This is a genomic window from Actinoplanes sp. NPDC048988, assembly GCF_043197815.1.
GTDB lineage: Bacteria > Actinomycetota > Actinomycetes > Mycobacteriales > Micromonosporaceae > Actinoplanes.
Map to the genome: position 1 here is coordinate 71,617 of NZ_JBICTW010000013.1, position 15,591 is coordinate 87,207.

The 15,591-nt window shown below is 71.4% G+C and carries 16 protein-coding genes; 7 read left to right on the plus strand and 9 right to left on the minus strand.

Annotated elements, in window-relative coordinates:
* Positions 1-22 precede the first annotated feature (22 nt).
* Positions 23-1,336, plus strand: coding sequence for a guanitoxin biosynthesis pre-guanitoxin forming N-methyltransferase GntF (gene gntF / locus ACGFJ7_RS32265; RefSeq protein ID WP_392645522.1), 1,314 nt, complete (start codon positions 23-25; stop codon positions 1,334-1,336).
* A 3-nt stretch (positions 1,337-1,339) separates the two neighbouring features.
* Here gntF and ACGFJ7_RS32270 read toward each other — a convergent pair whose 3' ends face one another.
* Both ACGFJ7_RS32270 and ACGFJ7_RS32275 read right to left on the minus strand, forming a co-directional pair.
* Entirely contained in the window at positions 1,340-1,753 is a 414-nt protein-coding gene (locus ACGFJ7_RS32270) for a hypothetical protein (RefSeq protein WP_360253321.1), read from the minus strand.
* Between the two features lie 111 nt (positions 1,754-1,864).
* Complete coding sequence (locus ACGFJ7_RS32275) at positions 1,865-2,827, minus strand: hypothetical protein (protein WP_392645524.1); 963 nt, start codon at positions 2,825-2,827, stop codon at positions 1,865-1,867.
* A gap of 331 nt (positions 2,828-3,158) precedes the next feature.
* Here ACGFJ7_RS32275 and ACGFJ7_RS32280 point away from each other — a divergent pair, with 331 nt between their 5' ends.
* On the plus strand, positions 3,159-3,440 hold the full coding sequence (locus ACGFJ7_RS32280; protein WP_392645526.1) for a hypothetical protein: 282 nt from the start codon (positions 3,159-3,161) through the stop codon (positions 3,438-3,440).
* On the opposite strand, the gene ACGFJ7_RS32285 is transcribed toward ACGFJ7_RS32280, so the two are convergent.
* From ACGFJ7_RS32285 to ACGFJ7_RS32305, 5 genes are read right to left on the minus strand one after another with little or no spacing between them, the layout of a single operon-like run.
* Positions 3,430-6,366 (minus strand): DEAD/DEAH box helicase, encoded by a 2,937-nt coding sequence (locus tag ACGFJ7_RS32285; protein ID WP_392645527.1) that lies wholly within the window; start codon positions 6,364-6,366, stop codon positions 3,430-3,432. The genes ACGFJ7_RS32280 and ACGFJ7_RS32285 overlap by 11 nt on opposite strands.
* On the minus strand, positions 6,363-6,788 hold the full coding sequence (locus ACGFJ7_RS32290) for a DUF5990 family protein (protein WP_392645529.1): 426 nt from the start codon (positions 6,786-6,788) through the stop codon (positions 6,363-6,365). Before ACGFJ7_RS32290 ends, ACGFJ7_RS32285 begins: the two co-directional genes overlap by 4 nt.
* A 9-nt stretch (positions 6,789-6,797) precedes the next feature.
* The gene (locus ACGFJ7_RS32295; protein WP_392645531.1) at positions 6,798-8,045 is read right to left on the minus strand and encodes a RimK family alpha-L-glutamate ligase; all 1,248 of its coding nucleotides are present in this window, start codon (positions 8,043-8,045) and stop codon (positions 6,798-6,800) included.
* The gene (locus ACGFJ7_RS32300; protein ID WP_392645532.1) at positions 8,038-8,793 is read right to left on the minus strand and encodes an alpha/beta hydrolase; all 756 of its coding nucleotides are present in this window, start codon (positions 8,791-8,793) and stop codon (positions 8,038-8,040) included. The genes ACGFJ7_RS32295 and ACGFJ7_RS32300 overlap by 8 nt, the downstream gene beginning before the upstream one ends.
* A gap of 17 nt (positions 8,794-8,810) precedes the next feature.
* On the minus strand, positions 8,811-9,161 hold the full coding sequence (locus ACGFJ7_RS32305) for an STAS domain-containing protein (RefSeq protein WP_360253335.1): 351 nt from the start codon (positions 9,159-9,161) through the stop codon (positions 8,811-8,813).
* A gap of 177 nt (positions 9,162-9,338) precedes the next feature.
* Here ACGFJ7_RS32305 and ACGFJ7_RS32310 point away from each other — a divergent pair, with 177 nt between their 5' ends.
* From ACGFJ7_RS32310 to ACGFJ7_RS32320, 3 genes are read left to right on the plus strand one after another with little or no spacing between them, the layout of a single operon-like run.
* Positions 9,339-10,862: an amino acid permease gene (locus tag ACGFJ7_RS32310; protein ID WP_392645534.1), complete on the plus strand. Its 1,524-nt coding sequence runs from the start codon at positions 9,339-9,341 to the stop codon at positions 10,860-10,862.
* Positions 10,859-11,698 carry a universal stress protein gene (locus tag ACGFJ7_RS32315; RefSeq protein ID WP_360253339.1) on the plus strand — a complete coding sequence of 280 codons (840 nt, stop codon included), beginning with the start codon at positions 10,859-10,861 and terminating at the stop codon, positions 11,696-11,698. Before ACGFJ7_RS32310 ends, ACGFJ7_RS32315 begins: the two co-directional genes overlap by 4 nt.
* A gap of 37 nt (positions 11,699-11,735) precedes the next feature.
* Entirely contained in the window at positions 11,736-12,290 is a 555-nt protein-coding gene (locus ACGFJ7_RS32320) for a Uma2 family endonuclease (RefSeq protein WP_392645536.1), read from the plus strand.
* 12 nt (positions 12,291-12,302) lie between these two features.
* On the opposite strand, the gene ACGFJ7_RS32325 is transcribed toward ACGFJ7_RS32320, so the two are convergent.
* Positions 12,303-13,268 carry a serine/threonine-protein kinase gene (locus tag ACGFJ7_RS32325; RefSeq protein ID WP_360254016.1) on the minus strand — a complete coding sequence of 322 codons (966 nt, stop codon included), beginning with the start codon at positions 13,266-13,268 and terminating at the stop codon, positions 12,303-12,305.
* A gap of 223 nt (positions 13,269-13,491) precedes the next feature.
* Here ACGFJ7_RS32325 and ACGFJ7_RS32330 point away from each other — a divergent pair, with 223 nt between their 5' ends.
* Positions 13,492-14,010: a winged helix-turn-helix domain-containing protein gene (locus tag ACGFJ7_RS32330; RefSeq protein WP_360253343.1), complete on the plus strand. Its 519-nt coding sequence runs from the start codon at positions 13,492-13,494 to the stop codon at positions 14,008-14,010.
* A gap of 16 nt (positions 14,011-14,026) precedes the next feature.
* On the plus strand, positions 14,027-15,121 hold the full coding sequence (locus tag ACGFJ7_RS32335) for a M20 family metallopeptidase (RefSeq protein WP_392645538.1): 1,095 nt from the start codon (positions 14,027-14,029) through the stop codon (positions 15,119-15,121).
* Here ACGFJ7_RS32335 and ACGFJ7_RS32340 read toward each other — a convergent pair.
* Positions 15,102-15,533: a response regulator gene (locus ACGFJ7_RS32340; RefSeq protein WP_360253347.1), complete on the minus strand. Its 432-nt coding sequence runs from the start codon at positions 15,531-15,533 to the stop codon at positions 15,102-15,104. The genes ACGFJ7_RS32335 and ACGFJ7_RS32340 overlap by 20 nt on opposite strands.
* Between the last annotated feature and the right edge of the window lie 58 nt (positions 15,534-15,591).

A 15,591-nucleotide genomic window follows, 5' to 3' on the forward strand; every position in this document is an offset into this window, starting at 1 on the left:
GGTTGGGCCGACCCTGGGCGGCATGGTCCGATCCCTCGTCGCCTGGCCGGTCAGCCTGGCGGCCACCGCGGCGTCCACCCTCGCGCTGGACGCCTGGGCGGCCGTCACCGGAGCCGGCCTGGTCGCCTCCGGGCTGCTCACCGGCCTCGGCCAGGGACCGGTGGTGGCGGTCGTCCTCGCCAGTTACACCGCCTGGGTGTTCGGGCTGCGGGCCAACCTGCGGGCGAACGGATCTCTGCTGGCGGCCACCGGGACGAGCACCAACGTGCTTTCCAAGCTGGCGTACGACGTCACCCGGCGCCGTTTCGGCGGTGAGCGCGCCGCTCGGCTGGCCGCCGCCGCGGCGTACACCGGAACCGAGGTCGTCAAGGAGGTGCCGTACTACACGGCCGCCTTCGGCGCCGCGGTCGCGACCGACTCGATCACCACCGACGAGGCCCTGATCTTCCTCGCCGGCGCCAACCTGGGCGCGGCGTTCTACGAGGCCGTCCTCGCCCGGCTGACCCGGACCCGGCTGGGCCGGCACGCGTCGTTCGACACCGACTGGGTGCCGGCCGAGTATCTGACCGACTACTACCGCACGGTCGAGCCGGACGAGATCGCCACGATCAGGTTCCTGGTCGACGCCATGCGCCACACCGACCCCGACCGGCCCATCCTGTACTTCGGGACCGGCCCCACCCTCCACCACGTCTTCGCGTCCGCCGCGACGGCGTCCGAGATCCATCTGGGCGACTACCTGCCCGAGAACCTGGCCGCGATCCAGAGGTGGATCGACCGCGCCCCGGACGCCCACGACTGGCGGCCGTTCGTCCGCTACACACTGCAATGCGAGGGCATCGACCATCCGACCGACGACGAGGTGACCACCCGTGAAGACATGACCAGGGCCAAAATCACCGCTTTGGTACGGGTGGACGCCCGCCACCCCCGCCCGCTGAACCGGAGCTACCCGACGGTGGTCAGCGCCTACTGCGCGGACTCGGCCACGAACGACCGCGCCACCTGGGAAATGTTCACCCGGCACATCACCGGCCTGGTCCAGCCCGGCGGCCTGTTCCTCACGGCGGCGCTACGCCGCTGCCGCGGCTACACGGTGGGCGGCAAGACCTTCCCCGCCGCCGACATCGACGAACGTGACCTCCGAGCCGCCCTGCACCCGGACTTCGAGCCCCTGCACGAGGGAATCGAGGTCGTCCCCACCGCCCAGCACGGCTCCCACGGTTACGCCGCCATCCTGCTCTGCCAGGCTCGCCGCACCCACCGCGTGACTGCCCCAAACAGTCGAGCCACGGCCCTGCGGGGCCGTGGCTCGATGTGGTGCTTACTGATCTGACGATCAGAACTTGTGCTTGCGGTGGTGGTAGCGGTGGTAGTAGCCCGGACCGCGGTCGCCGAAGTCGTCGCTGTTCCAGTTGTACCAGCTGTCGCTCCAGTCGTCCCAGTCGTCGTTGTCCTCGACCACGAGGGCCCAGCGACGGTGGAAGCCGTAGCCGACCGGCACGCACTCGGCGTCGTCCCAGCGGTCGAAACGCTCCCCGATGCGGCCGGCGATGACGCAGCGACGGTAGTCGCGGTAGTAGCCGACGACGCGCTCGTCATCGTCGTCCCAGTGCTTCGCCGTGCTCGACGACGCCTGCGGGGCGACGTTCGAGCTGCTGCCGGTGGCGGCCACGGCCGTACCAGCACCCAGCGTCGCGGCGGCGACGACACCCAGACCGGAAACCATCAGCATTCGGGTGATTCGGTTCATGTCACACCTTCTCTTGACAAAACGCTGTGTCCCAAGAAGGAGATCATGAAAACGGAAAGTCACGGGCCGGTTTCGGAGCGTGTAACCCGATCGTGGGAGAACGGACTTCCGCTAGGTTTCCGGCAGCGCGAGGTACGCGGGTCGCAAAACGTCCACAATCGGGCGCCCATCATGGGCCAGCCCCGGCGGATCAAGCTGGTCGAGCAACGCGTCCGGCCTGGTCACGGCCCCGGGCCGACCCCCGGTGGGCACGGCCGGCTCGCCAAGCCCGCTCCCCCAGAAGTCCGCCGCGTCGCCCAGCTGATCACCCAGATCGGGGACGGCGTCATCCACCACGGCCCCGCTCGCCCCGAAATCGGCGGACGCGCCCATACCGCCGCCGGAAGCGGCCCGAGCGCCAGCGGAAGCACCCATACCGCCGGCGGAAGCACCTTGGCCACCGGTCGAAGCGCCTTGGCCACCGGCGAAAGCGCCCATAGCGCCAGCGGAAGCACCCTGGCCACCAGCGGGAACGCCCAGACCGCCGGCGGAAGCGGCCGGATCGCCGGTGACCGCGCGGGCGCTGCGCAGCTCGCGCAGGCGCAGCAGCAGTTCGTCCCGGCCCCGGCCCCGCCAGGTGAAGGCGCCGAACGGATCCTCCTCGAAGCTGCGCGCCAGCGCGTAACTCGTGGCCGCCAGGTGCACGCACGGCATGGGCCACCGCTCGCAGGTGCAATCCATCGCCACTTCGTCCAGCGACAACGGCACCAGCGACAGCCCGGCCGCCTGAAACACCTGGCCGATGCCCGGTGGCATCCGCCCCGCGAGCAGATCAGCCGCGAAGCGCGCCTCCCTGACCAGGTCCTCCTCGACCCGCGCCCACTCCGACGCCCCGAAGGCCCGCACCGCGATCCGCGCCCGGAACGCCCGCGGATCGTCGGGCCCCCGCACCAGCGCCACCACGAGACTCCCCGAGATGGTCAGGCTCCGCACATGCCCGGCCCGCTCGTCCCGCCGCCCCCGCGCAAAGGTCGGCCCCATCCGCAGCGACTCGAAGGTCCCGAGAAACGCCAGCGACAACCGCTCATCATTCATCGTCAGTCCCAAAATAGGCCAAAAGTCGCGTGGGTGAGGCGCCGGCTGCGCACCCGGAAAGGACGTAACCCGAGGGCCGACCCCGCAGGCGCAAAGGGACGCGCGTAAGGGGCCGGCGGCGCAGACGCGAAGCGACGCACGTGAAGGGCCGACGGCGCAGACGCGAAGCGACGCACGTGAAGGACAGGCGGCGCAGACGCGAAGCGACGCACGTGAAGGACAGGCGGCGCAGACGCGAAGCGACGCACGTGAAGGACAGGCGGAAAGGGCGCGGGCGGAGGACCAGCCGCGCAGGGAAGAAGGCGGGCGTCGGCCCAGCAAGGACAAGGAGGTGGGGGTCGGCGACGCCGGACGCGAGGGAACGAGGGCCAACAACCCCGAGCGCGAGGGAGTAAGGATCAGCGACGCCGGACGCGAGGGAATGAGGGCCAGCGACCCCGAGCGCAAGGGAATGAGGACCAGCGACCCCGAGCGCAAGGGAATGAGGACCAGCGACCCCGAGCGCAAGGGAATGAGGGTCAACGGCCCCGAGCGCGAGGGAATGAGGACCAGTGACGGCGGACGCGAGGGGGTGGGCGCCGGGGAGGTCGTAGGTGCGGGAGTCAGTCACTGATCGCCTCCGGGGCGAGGATCAGCAAGTCCCGCAGTTCGGTGGTGGACAGGGAGGTCAGCCAGCCCTCGCCGTTGCCGACGACCCGCGCGGCCAGGACGCCCTTGTCGGCCAGCAGGCGGTCGATGCGTTCCTCCAGGGTGCCCAGGCAGACGAGGGTGTGGACCTGGACGTCGCGGCTCTGGCCGATGCGGAAGGCTCGGTCGGTCGCCTGCTCCTCGGTGGCGGGGTTCCACCAGCGGTCGACGTGGACCACGTGGTTGGCCGCTGTCAGGTTGAGGCCTGTGCCGCCCGCTTTCAGGGACAGGACGAAGACGCCGGGGTGGGTGTCCGCCTGGAACGCGGCCACCATCTCGTCGCGGGCCGCCCGGGGTGTGCCGCCGTGCAGGTAGCGCACCGGCACGCCGAAACGGGCGGCCAGGTGGGGCGTCAGCATCGAGCCGAAGCGGGCGAACTGGGTGAAGCACAGCAGGCTCTCGCCCCGCCCGAGGGCCTGGTCGACGATCTCCTCGAGGCGTTCGAGCTTGCCGGAGCGGCCGGGCAGCGGTGAGTTGTCGCCCAGCAGCAGGGCCGGGTGGACGCAGGCCTGTTTCAGCTTCGTCATGCCGGCCAGCACGATGCCCTTGTTCCAGCGGTCGGTCGACTCGTCGAGCCTGGTCGTCATCTCTTCGAGGATCGCCTTGTAGAGCGTGCTCTGCTCGCCGGTCAGCCCGCACAGGTGGCGTACGTGGCGTTTGTCGGGCAGTTCATCGACGATGATCGGGTCGGATTTGACGCGGCGCAGCAGGTAGGGCCGGGTGGCCTGGCGCAGCCGGGACGCCGCCTCCTCGTCGGCGTACCGCTCGATCGGGACGGCGAAGCGGGCGCGGAACGTGTGCGCCGAGGCGAGCACGCCGGGGTTGACGAAGTCGAGGATCGACCAGAGTTCGGCCAGCCTGTTCTCCACCGGCGTGCCGGTCAGCGCGATGCGCACCCGGGCCGGGAAGCGCCGTACCGCCCTCGCTCCCGCCCCCGCGCTGTTCTTGACGTTCTGCGCCTCGTCGAGCACCACCCGGTCCCACTGCACCGCGGCCAGCCGGTCGGCGTCGCGCACCGCCGTCGCGTACGTCGTCAGGACTATGTCGGTGTCCGGCGCGACGTCGCGGTCGGCGCCGTGCAGCACTGACACGCTCAGCGAGGGCGCGAAGCGGGCGATCTCGCGCTGCCAGTTGCCGAGCACCGACAGCGGGCAGATCAGCAGCGCCGGCCCGGACCGCCGGTGCAGCAGCAGGGCCAGCAACTGCACGGTCTTGCCGAGGCCCATGTCGTCGGCCAGGCAGGCGCCCAGCCCGAGGCCGTCCAGGAACGCCAGCCAGGAGAAACCCCTGATCTGGTACGGACGGAGCGAGCCGGCCAGCGCCGGCGGCGGGTCGAGCAGGGTGAGCCGGTGTTCGAGGTCGCCCGAGAGCAGGTCGGCCATCCACCCGGACCCGGCCGTGGCGGTGACCGGGAGCGGCAGTTCCTCCGGCGGCAGCAGCTTGATCGTCCGGAGTGCGTCGCCGGCCGTCATCGTGCCGCCGCCGCGGGCCAGGAACCGCAGCCCGGCGTCGAGCCGTTCCGCGTCGAGGTAGACCCACCGGCCGCGCAACCGCACCAGCGGCACCTTGGCCCGGGCCAGGTCGGTCACCTCGGCCTCGGTGAGCATCTCGCCGCCGAGGGCCAGCCCCCAGTTGTAGTCGACCATGTGGCCCAGGTCGGCCGCCTGGTCGCGCAGCACCGCCGGCACCGCCTCGCGGGGCCGCAGGTTGAGCCCGAGGCCGAGCCCGGGCCGCTGCCGCCACCAGGCCGGCAGCAGCACGCCGTACCCGGCTTCCTCGAGCACGGCCGCGTGGCTGAGGAACCGGTGGGCCTGTTCGGTGTCGAGGACCATGTCGACCGGCCGCGGGACGCGCAGCGCCGCCTCGAGGTCGGGGTAGAGCCGGGCCGCCCGGCCGAGCCCGCCGAGCAGTCTCTCCTGCGGGTGCCGGGTCCAGCGGCGCAGCGGCGCGTACGAGTCGTGCCAGATGTCGGCCGCCGTGACCAGGGCGCTCGGCTCGTCGACGGCCTGGAGCAGGAATTCCAGCAGCCAGGCCTCGCGCGGCGGCGTGCCGGCCGGGTTCACCGCGTCGGGCTCCGCGCCCTCCTGCGTGACGTGGCTGAGCCGGAAGCACAGCCGCACGGCCGCGCCGGAGACGGCTCCCGCATACCAGGCGTCGAGCTTGTCGGCCAGGTCGTCGGCGAGCGCGGGCGCGGCCACGAACCGGGGGTCGTCGGTCAGCGCGGTCAGCCATCCGTCGCCGATCCGCACGCCGGCCTCGGCCAGCCGGGTCCGCACCAGGCCGTCGACGAGGCGGTCGAGCGCCGCGGCCAGCGCGTCCGGCGCCGGCAGCCCGGCCACGTCGCCGGGGCGGGACCGCTCGGCCCGGGCCGCCGCCGGCAGCCGGCGCAGCAGGTCGGCGTGGTGGATCGCGTCGAAGCCGGTGAGCACGGGCCGCCAGCGCGCGACCGGCCCGTGCGGGTGGACCGCCGGCAACACCCGCCCGCGCCGCACGAGGTCGGCCGCGAACGCGCACAGCTCGACGAGCCAGAGAACCGACGACCCGAGCCGCCCGTCCCACGAGTCGGCCAGGTCGTCGTCGAGGAACGGCACGGTCACCGCCGGCACGGTCCAGGCCCGCAGCCGGGGTGTGCCGCGCCGGGGCGGCAGGCCGAGCTGGGGTGAGGGCAGCGGACCGGCGCTGGTGGAGGGCAGGACCAGCGTGACCGGTGGCCGCGGGTCGCCGGCCGGCAGCGCGGAGGCGGGCAGGGCGAACGCGGCCCGGTCGGAGGACTCGCCCCACAGCCCCAACGAGCCGTCGCGCGCGACGAACCCGTGCAGCACCCGCACGGTGGCCTGGGCGACGGCGGTCACGCCACGCTCCAGTCGGGCCGCACCCGCGCGCACACCGGGTCACCGTGGGCGTCGGTCAACCCCAAGGAGCCGGTCAAGAGCTTTCCCTCGTACGCCGCCCGCAGCACCGCCGTCGGCACCTCGCCGAACATGAGTTTCGCCCGCCGGAACATCTCGAAGGTGTCTCCGACCACGTTTCCCCAGGTCAGATAGAGGAACCGGGCGCCCGGGCGGCCGTGCACCCAGGGCCCGCCGACGTCGAGCAGATCGTCGACCTCGCGCGCGTCGACGGTGATCTCCCACGTCGCCGACGGCGCCCAGGCCGGGACCAGAAGCTCGGCCACGGCCTTGCGCTGGACCCCGACATGGACGTTGGCCAGCCGCAGCGCGGAAGACCCGGGCCGGGCGCCGGGCAGGTCGTGTCCCTCGATGCGGATCTGCACGCTCAAACATTAGGCCGGGGGTACGACATGATCGCGCTGCCAGGCGTCGATCAGGCCCCCGAAGTGTGCGAGGAACCTCTCGTGCTCGTGCACCGGATAGGTGGCGCGGACCGTCTCGCGCAGCAGCGACCGGAACTCCTCGGACGAGACCCAGTCGTTGACGATCTCGTCCACGTGCCCCAGATAGGTGGCGCAGAAGTCCTGGTAGCGGTCGACCTCGAAGTACGCGTCGGCGAGCCGTCGATATTCGCCCAGTTTCTCGGCGTACGACAGGGAATCGTCGTCGGAGATCTCGAAATAGGCGGCGGTGTCGGTGTCGAGCCGGGGGCGGCGACCCGTGACGACGCAGTAGGTGGTCCAGCGGGCCAGGGCGGCCATCGCCCACGGGAAGTAGTAGTGCAGCGAGGTGATCGCCACGTCGGGGCAGGCGTTGGCGTAGTCGATCGGGTGCGCATCGGTACCGCGTACCAAAGTCTCGCAGGAGTTGAACTCCCAGCGGAAGAACGCGTTGACCAGCCGTGAAATGGTCACCACCTCGTCGCCGACCTCGGCCGAGAGGAAGCTGTGGTCGACCTCGTAGCGGGCGTGCATCGGCTGGTCGGGCCGGAACTTCATCACCATCGTCTCGGGGCCGATGCTCAGCGAGCGCGCGAACACGTCGTACCCCTCGACCGAGGACTGCAGGTGCATGAGCCGCTCCCCCGACGCGTCGTAGGCGGCGTGCAGCTCGTCCGGGTTGCGGATCTTGGAGACGCCGACCCAGGCGCCACCGTCGTACGGCTTCATGTAGAGCGGATAGCCGACCTGCTCGGCCGTACGGTCAAGGTCGAAGGGCTGGTTGTAGCGGGCGGCCGTGTACGCGTACCGGCTGTTGTCCAAAGGGTTTTTGTACGGCACCAGGACCGTCTCCGGCACTTTGAGGCCGAGCCGCATCATCGCGCAGTACGCCGCGTGCTTCTCCATCGACTGGAAGGTGAACGGGCTGTTCAGCAGGTACACGTCGTCCATCAGCGCGATCTTCTTGAGCCACTCGCGCGGGTGGTAGTACCAGTACGCGAGCCGGTCGATCACCAGCTCGTGCCGCGGCTCGTAGCGCAGGTTGAACGGCTCGATCGTGACCCGCTCCGCGTTGACCCGGTGCGTCTTGCCGTCCGGCCCGGTGATCGTGCCGATCCGCCGCAGCAGCGCCTCGTAGGCGCGCGGCCAGTCGTCCTCGGTTCCCAGCAACAGTCCGATGGTGTGCTCGACGTCAGCCACTGCGGCTCCTCTCAAGCCCGTTCAGCAGTGCGGTGAGGTGCGGATCCAGGGCGTCCCGCCACGCGGGCCAATCATGACCACCTTCGTTTTCCGCGAACGCGACCGGATAATCCTGCGATCGCAGCGCCGCGGCCATGCTGCGGTTGTTGGCCAGGTTCTCCTCGCCGCGCCCGCAGGTCATCGCCACCGGCACCGGCGTCGCCGGCCCGCCGGAGGCCCGCAGCACCCGCCCGGTGAACCGGACGATCCGCAGCCAGCGCGCGAAACCGGACTCCTGCTTGTCGAACCGGGGCTGGAAGAAGCTGCCGGACTGCAGGAACAGCCCCGTGAACGCCGGCGGATGGCGCCGCTGGCAGTGCAGCATGGCCAGCGCGCCCAGGCTGGCGCCGATGCCCACCACCGGGCCGTCGGCCACCTGGGGCAGGATCTCGGTGGCCAGGCTGCGGGCGTACGCGGGTGACGCCGCGTACCACTCGAGGCGGTCGCCGGCGGGCAGCAGGACGAGCCGGCAGGGCAGGATCCGCCCGGCCGTGATCGAGGAGGCGACGTAGCGGCCCAGCCCGGCGTGCCGGTCGTAGTCGGGCCCGTCGTGGACGACCAGTACGCGATCGGTGTCCTGGGCGGGCGCCCAGACCCGCACGGCGAGCACGGCGCCGAGCTGCGGCGCCTTGACGTCGAGGTCGTGCCAGCGGCCGGCGGCCGCGGGCATGCTCAGCCAGTCGGGTTCACGGCCGGCCGAGCGCTCCATGAACGCACTTTAAACGCTCAGGGCGTATAGGTCTGCGTCGGTGAGGAAGAAGGGGGCAGGCCGAACATCTCGGTCAGGCCGGTGACGCGCAACTGGCGGTGCACGAACTCGCTCGGGTTGCGCAGGATGAACCGGGTGCCGACCTCGCGGGCCGCGTTGTGGCCGGTGACGAGGGTGCCGATGCCCTGCGAGTCCATGAAGGTGACGAAGGTCAGGTCGACCACCAGGGTGACCGGCCGCTCGCGCTGCAGGGTGCCGAGCAGGATCTCGCGGAGGGCGCCGACGGTGGCCGCGTCGAGGGTGCCACGGACGTCGACGACGATCGCGCCGTCCGCCTGCCGCCGCGTCGTCATGACCGCCTCGCCCATGGCAGAGAACCTCTCTTTCCCGTGGCCACACCGTACCCCGGGGGAACGGACCCTCGCAGGCTGCCGCGTGTTTCCGGCACCACAGCGGACACCCGGTGCGTGTCCTTGAGTTGCGGACCACAGTCAGTAGGCACATCGTTACATCGGCGGATAGTGATAACGGGAGGTGAACGCGGTATGGCGACGACTTCGGGACGGCCGGGCATCTTCGCGGTCAGAGACGTACGCTCCCTGATCACCGAGACGGCGGAGGAGGGTCACGGACTCAAGAAAGCGGTCGGCGCGACACAACTGACCGCCATGGGTGTCGGCGCGATCATCGGCACCGGCATCTTCGTGGTGATCGGCGAGGGGGCGGGGATCGCCGGACCGGCGGTCATCCTGTCCTTCGTGCTCGCCGCGGTCGCCTGCACGTTCTCCGCGCTGTCCTACGCGGAGCTGGCCTCGTCGATCCCGGTGGCCGGCAGCGCGTACACGTACACCTACGCCACCCTGGGCGAACTGGTCGCCTGGATCATCGGCTGGGACCTGATCCTGGAGTACGGGGTGTCGGTCGCGGCCATCGCGGTCGGCTGGGGCGGCAACCTCAACGCCTTCCTCGACTCCGCGTTCGGCGTCGCCCTGCCGGACGCGATCGCCAAGTCCCCCGAGGACGGCGGCGTCTTCAACCTGCCGGCCGTGTTCGTGGTCCTGGCCATCACCCTGCTGCTGGTCCGCGGCGTCACCGAGAGCGCGCGGGTCAACCTGGTGATGGTCGTCATCAAGCTGACCGTGCTGCTGTTCTTCATCGTCGTCGCCTTCGCCAACTTCGGCACCGGCAACTTCCAGCCGTTCGCCCCCGAGGGCGTGGACGGGGTGACATCGGCGGCGGCGGTCATCTTCTTCGCGTACATCGGCTTCGACGCGGTCTCCACCGGCAGTGAGGAGGCCCGCAAGCCGGAACGCGACCTGCCGCTGGCCATCATCGGCTCGCTGCTGATCTGCACGCTGTTCTACGTGCTGACCGCGGTCGGCGCGCTCGGCATCGCCTCCCCCGACCAGATGAAGGAGAGCGACGCCCCGCTGGCCGCCGCCCTCGACCAGGGCGCCGGCATCAGCTGGGCCGCGGCCGTGCTCGCGCTGGGCGCGGTCGTCGCCATCACCAGCGTGGTCCTGGTCATCATGTACGGGCAGACCCGCATCTTCTTCGCCATGTGCCGCGACGGCCTGCTCCCCCAGCGCCTGGCCCAGGTCAACCAGCGGTACGGCACACCGGCCCGGCTCACCATCGTGCTCGGCGTGCTGATCGCGATCCTGGCCGCGCTGGTCCCGCTCAGCGAGATCGTCAAGCTGGTCAACATCGGCACCCTGTTCGCCTTCGTCCTGGTCAACATCGGCGTGATCGTCCTGCGCCGGACCCGCCCCGACATGCCGCGCCCCTACCGGGTGCCGTGGTCGCCGGTGCTGCCGCTGCTCGGCATCGCGTTCGCCGTCTACCTGATGACCGACCTGCCCGTGGACACCTGGATCCGGTTCATCGTCTGGCTCGCCATCGGCATGGTCATCTATTGGCTGTACGGCTACCGCAACTCCCGCCTGCGCACCGAGGCGCGCGCCACACCCGGCTGGGCCCGCGACCAGCACTCCGACTCCGACTCCGGCCCTGACTCCGGCTCCGGCCCTGACTCCGGCTCCGGCCCCGGCGAGGGAGGCCCGAGATGACCGGCCCCGTCGTCACCGGATACGACGGCGGCGAGTCCGGCGCCGCCGCGCTGGCCCTGGCGAGCTGGACGGCGCAGACGCTGGGCGTCCCCCTGATCGTGGCCGTGGTGCACCCGGCCCCGGCCGCCCTGGGCTCGGGCCGCGTCGACGCGGAGTGGGTGGCCGACCGGCACCGGGCGGCCACCCGGGTGCTCGACGGAGCCCGCACCGCCCTCGAGGGCACGACGACGGAGGTCGACTACCGCCTGATCGCGTCCTCGTCGGCCGCACACGGCCTGCACGACCTGGCCGAACAGGAGGCGGCCTCGGTGCTGGTGGTGGGCGCGGGCGGCAGCACCGCCGAACGCCTGCTGGCCGGCACGCTCTGCCCGGTCGCGGTGGCCCCGGCCGGCCTGGCCACCCCGCTGGGCAAGCTCGGCCGCATAGGCGTGGCCTACGTGGACACCCCCGACGGCCGCCGCGCCCTGGAGGAGGCGGCCCTGATGGCCACCCGAACGGGCGCCGAACTGCGTCTCTACACGGTGGTGGCCGAGGCCGACGCGTCCCTGCCGTTCCTCGTGGGCGACGACGCCGAGCGGGCCTTCCTCGACACGGCCCGCGAAACGTACGAGTTGTCCCTGTCCCGAGCCGCCGAGTCCGTACCCCACGCCCACACCGACTGGCGCGTCGAGTCCGGCGACGTGGTCGAAAAGCTGGCCACCCTGACCGAGGTGGACGTCCTCTTCTGCGGCTCCCGAGGCTACGGCCCCGCCCGCCGAGTCCTCCTGGGCGGCGTCTCCACCCGCCTCATCCGCCGCGCTCGCCTCCCCGTGGTGGTAGTCCCCCGCAGCGGCTGACCCAGAACAACGGACGCTGGTCTCGTACGATAGGCACATGAGCGCGGAGACCGTCGGCATGCACATGCCCGCCATGGTGACGCTCGACGACCTGGCGGCGATGAACGCCGCGGATCCGAACGGTCACCGATACGAGACCAGCCCCGAGGGAGTGCTGTCCGTCATGCCGCCCGCGGACTCAGAGCACGCGCAGATCGCCAGTCGGCTCTTTGCCTGGCTACTCGTGGCGGGCTGGCCGCCTGAACAGATTCTCCAGGTCGCGGGTGTCCGCGTTCCAGGAACCGGACAGGACGGTGGGCGGATCCCCGACCTCAGCGTCTGGAGCAAGCCGCCACCACGAGCGGTCTGGCTGGCGGTCACCGACCTGCTCCTCGTCATCGAGATCGTCTCGCCCGGCTCGGAGGCGATGGACGAGGTCACCAAGCGCCGCGAATACGCCATCGCCGGCATACCTCAGTACTGGGTCGTCGATCGCGACGACGCTCACACCGTGACGCTGTACCAACTCTCCGCTGACGCCACATACGCCGAACGCGCCAAGATGCCCCTGGCATGGCTCCTGCAGACCAGCCCGGCCGACCATCTCGACTGACGCACGGCTGGGCTAGTCGGCGCGGTGGCGGCCGGCTCGTTCCTCGTCCATGGGGACGGCCACTGAGGTGGGGGCCTCGGCGGCCTGGGTGTCCCACGGGGAGACTCGGGGGCGGGCCGGGGACGGCTCCAGGTCCTGCATGGGTACGTAGACGCGGGCGTCGACGGCCTCGGCCAGCAGCAGGGCCGCCACCAGGGCGGTCGGGCGGTGGTCCGGGTCGCGGTCGAGGCAGCGGGAGCAGAGGTCGACCACCTCCTGGGGCAGGCCGTCGGCCTCGGGCAGGGGGATGGGGTCGTTGTAGCGCTGGGCGTGTATCAGTTCCGTCGGGGTGTCGGCCCGCCACGGCAGGTGGCCGGCTATGCACAGGTAGAGCAGCACCCCCAGGGCGAACATGTCCGACGCCGGCGTGGCCGGGCAGCCCTCGAAGCGTTCGGGGGCCACGTAGGCGGGGGTTCCCATGACCGGGCCGTCCGGGTCGGGGTCGTGGCTGCCCACCGCGGCCGCGATGCCGAAGTCGAGGACCTTCGCGCCGGCGGGGGTCAGCATGACGTTGCCGGGCTTGATGTCGCGGTGCACCACCTTCTCGGCGTGGGCGGCGGCCAGCGCGGCCGCCACCTCGGCGCAGATGCGCACCCCGATGCGCCAGTCGATCGGGCCGGCGGCGATGTGCGCGCCGAGCGTCTGGCCTTCGACCAGTTCCATGATGATGTACGGGACGTCGCGCCCCTCGCCCACGGCGGGTGACGTGCCGAAGTCGTGCACGCCGGCCACGTTCGGGTGTGCCAGCCGGGCCGCCGAGCGGGCCTCGGTGCGCACCAGGTCGACGCCCACCTGGCCGAGGGTTCCCTCGACGGCCGGAGCCATGATCTTCACCGCGACGGGCCGGTCGAGCACCTGGTCGTGTCCGCGCCACACCTCGGACATGCCGCCGACGCCGATCCGTCGCACGAGCTGATAGCGCCCGCCCAGCGTCCGCATCTTCACCCCACCATCCCCACTGATCTTTGGTCGGCGGTACCCGTCGCACGGAGGACGAAAACGCCACGACCGCGTTACTGTGCCACCCCTCACCTCGTCTTTTCACCTTCTGAAACGCGTGATGCGCGGCTCACCGCCGCTGACCCGATGGTTGTCCGGATCGCGCAACCGGAACGCGCCTGCGTACTTGTCCGCACCTGACCAGTCAACGCAGAGTCCAGTAATGCCGACCGTCGACATCCTCGCGCCGTATCAGCAGATCGCCGCCGAGATCCGCCACGAGATCGTCACCGGCCACCTGCCGGTGGGCGGGAAGCTGCCGTCCGAGCACGTCCTGGCCTCCGAGCACCAGGTGGCCCGCGCGACCATCCAGAGCGCCCTGCGCCTGCTGCGCACCGAGGGCCTGGTCGCCTCCCGCAAGGGCGCCGGCACCTATGTGACCAGCCTGGCCGCCGCCGACGCGAGCCGCTGCCCGGCCCGGATCGAGCTCGACCATGCCCAGGTGGGCTGGCTGAACCGGCTGCCACCGCCGGGCCACGGCCTCGACCCGGTGCTGCACTGCGAGCTGGAACATCCTCATCCGGGCCCGCACGCCGGCCTGGCCCAGCAGGTCGGCGGCACCGGCTGGTGGGTGCGGTGGTCGCTGACCGCCTCCGAGATCAACCCGATGCCGCTGTGCGCCGCCGAGCACGGCGACGGCCGCTGCCCGCTCTTCCACGGTCATCCGGGCCGCCATCAGTAGGGGCAGGATAGGGGCCATGGAAGACCTCGTGGACCTGGCGGCCGAGCTCATCGCCGTGCGGTCGACCGCCGACCGGCCGGCCGACCTGGGGCGGGCGCTCGACCTGGTGCTCGGCGTGGCCGGCCCGGGGTTCGCGGTCGAGCGGTTCACGTCGAACGGCAAACCGAGCGCGCTGGTGCGTACCGAAGGTTCGAGCGGGCCTTTCCGGGTCGTGCTCAACGCCCACCTCGACGTGGTGCCGGGCGCCGACGAGCAGTTCCGGCCGAGGCGCGAGGGCGAGCGGCTGTACGGGCGGGGTGCTCAGGACATGAAGCTCGCGGCAGTCGTGATGGCGGCCGTGTTCCGCGAGGTCGCGCGCGAGGTTCCGTACCCGATCGGTCTTCAGCTCGTCACCGACGAGGAGGTGGGCGGGTTCGACGGCACCGGGCATCAGGTCGAGGCGGGGGTACGGGCGGGGTTCGTGGTGATCGGTGAGCAGAGCCGGCTCGAGGTCGTCACCGAGTCGAAGGGGCTGGCCCACGTGCGGCTCCGGGCGACCGGCCGGGCCGCGCACGCCGCGTACCCCTGGCTGGGTGACAACGCCGTCCTGGCCGTGGTGGAGGGGGTGCGGCGGCTGCTGGAACGCTATCCGTCACCGGTGGCGGAGGCTTGGCGTACGACGGCGAACGTGGCCCGGATCGAGACCGGCAACCAGGCCGTCAACCAGGTGCCGGCCGACGCCGAGGCCTGGGTCGACATCCGCTTCCCGCCGGAGGACGCCGACTTCAACCTCCGGACACGGGAGCAGGTGGCCGAGCACCTGCGCGCGGTCACCGGGATCGAGGCCGAGGTGCGGGCGCTCGGGGCGCCGCACCGCGCCGATCCCGGTAGTGAGGACGTCCGGCTGCTGCGGCAGGTCGTCCGGGACGCCGGGTTCCCGGGGACGCTGCTGCGCAAGCACGGCGCGGCCGACGGCCGCTTCTACTACGCGCGGGGGATCGACGCGGTGATCTTCGGGCCGGGTGGCGACGGGCAGCACGGTCCGAGCGAGTACGCGGACCTCACCACCGTCGAGCCGTACCGGCAGGCGCTGACCGCGTTCCTGCGGGCGCTCAGTCCGCGTTGGCCATGAGCAGCCAGCGCACCCGGCGGACCAGCTCGGCCGGGTTGAAGGGCTTGACCAGGTAGTCGTCGGCGCCCACGGTGAGGCCCAGGTCGATGTCGAGGGGGCGGTCGCGGCCGCTCATCATCAGGACCGGGATCTGCGCGGTGGCCGCCTTCGAGTGCAGCTCGTAGCAGACGCTGAGGCCGTCCATGCCGGGCATCGCCACGTCCAGGATCACCATGTCGGGCTGTTCGGCCTGGACCAGGTGCAGGGCGCTGCTGCCGTTGTCGGTGGTGATGACGTTGTAGCCGGCGGCCACGAGCTTCATCACGACGATCTCGCGGATGTCCTCGTCGTCGTCCGCGACCAGGATCCGGGGGTCGGTGACGTCGCATCCCGACTCGATGAACTGTTGTTTCGAAGCCGTTGCCAGAACCACTGATCTCTCCTGAACCGTCGGAGGGTGCCGAGCGGTGGGCCCCATCGGCGGGGTCCGG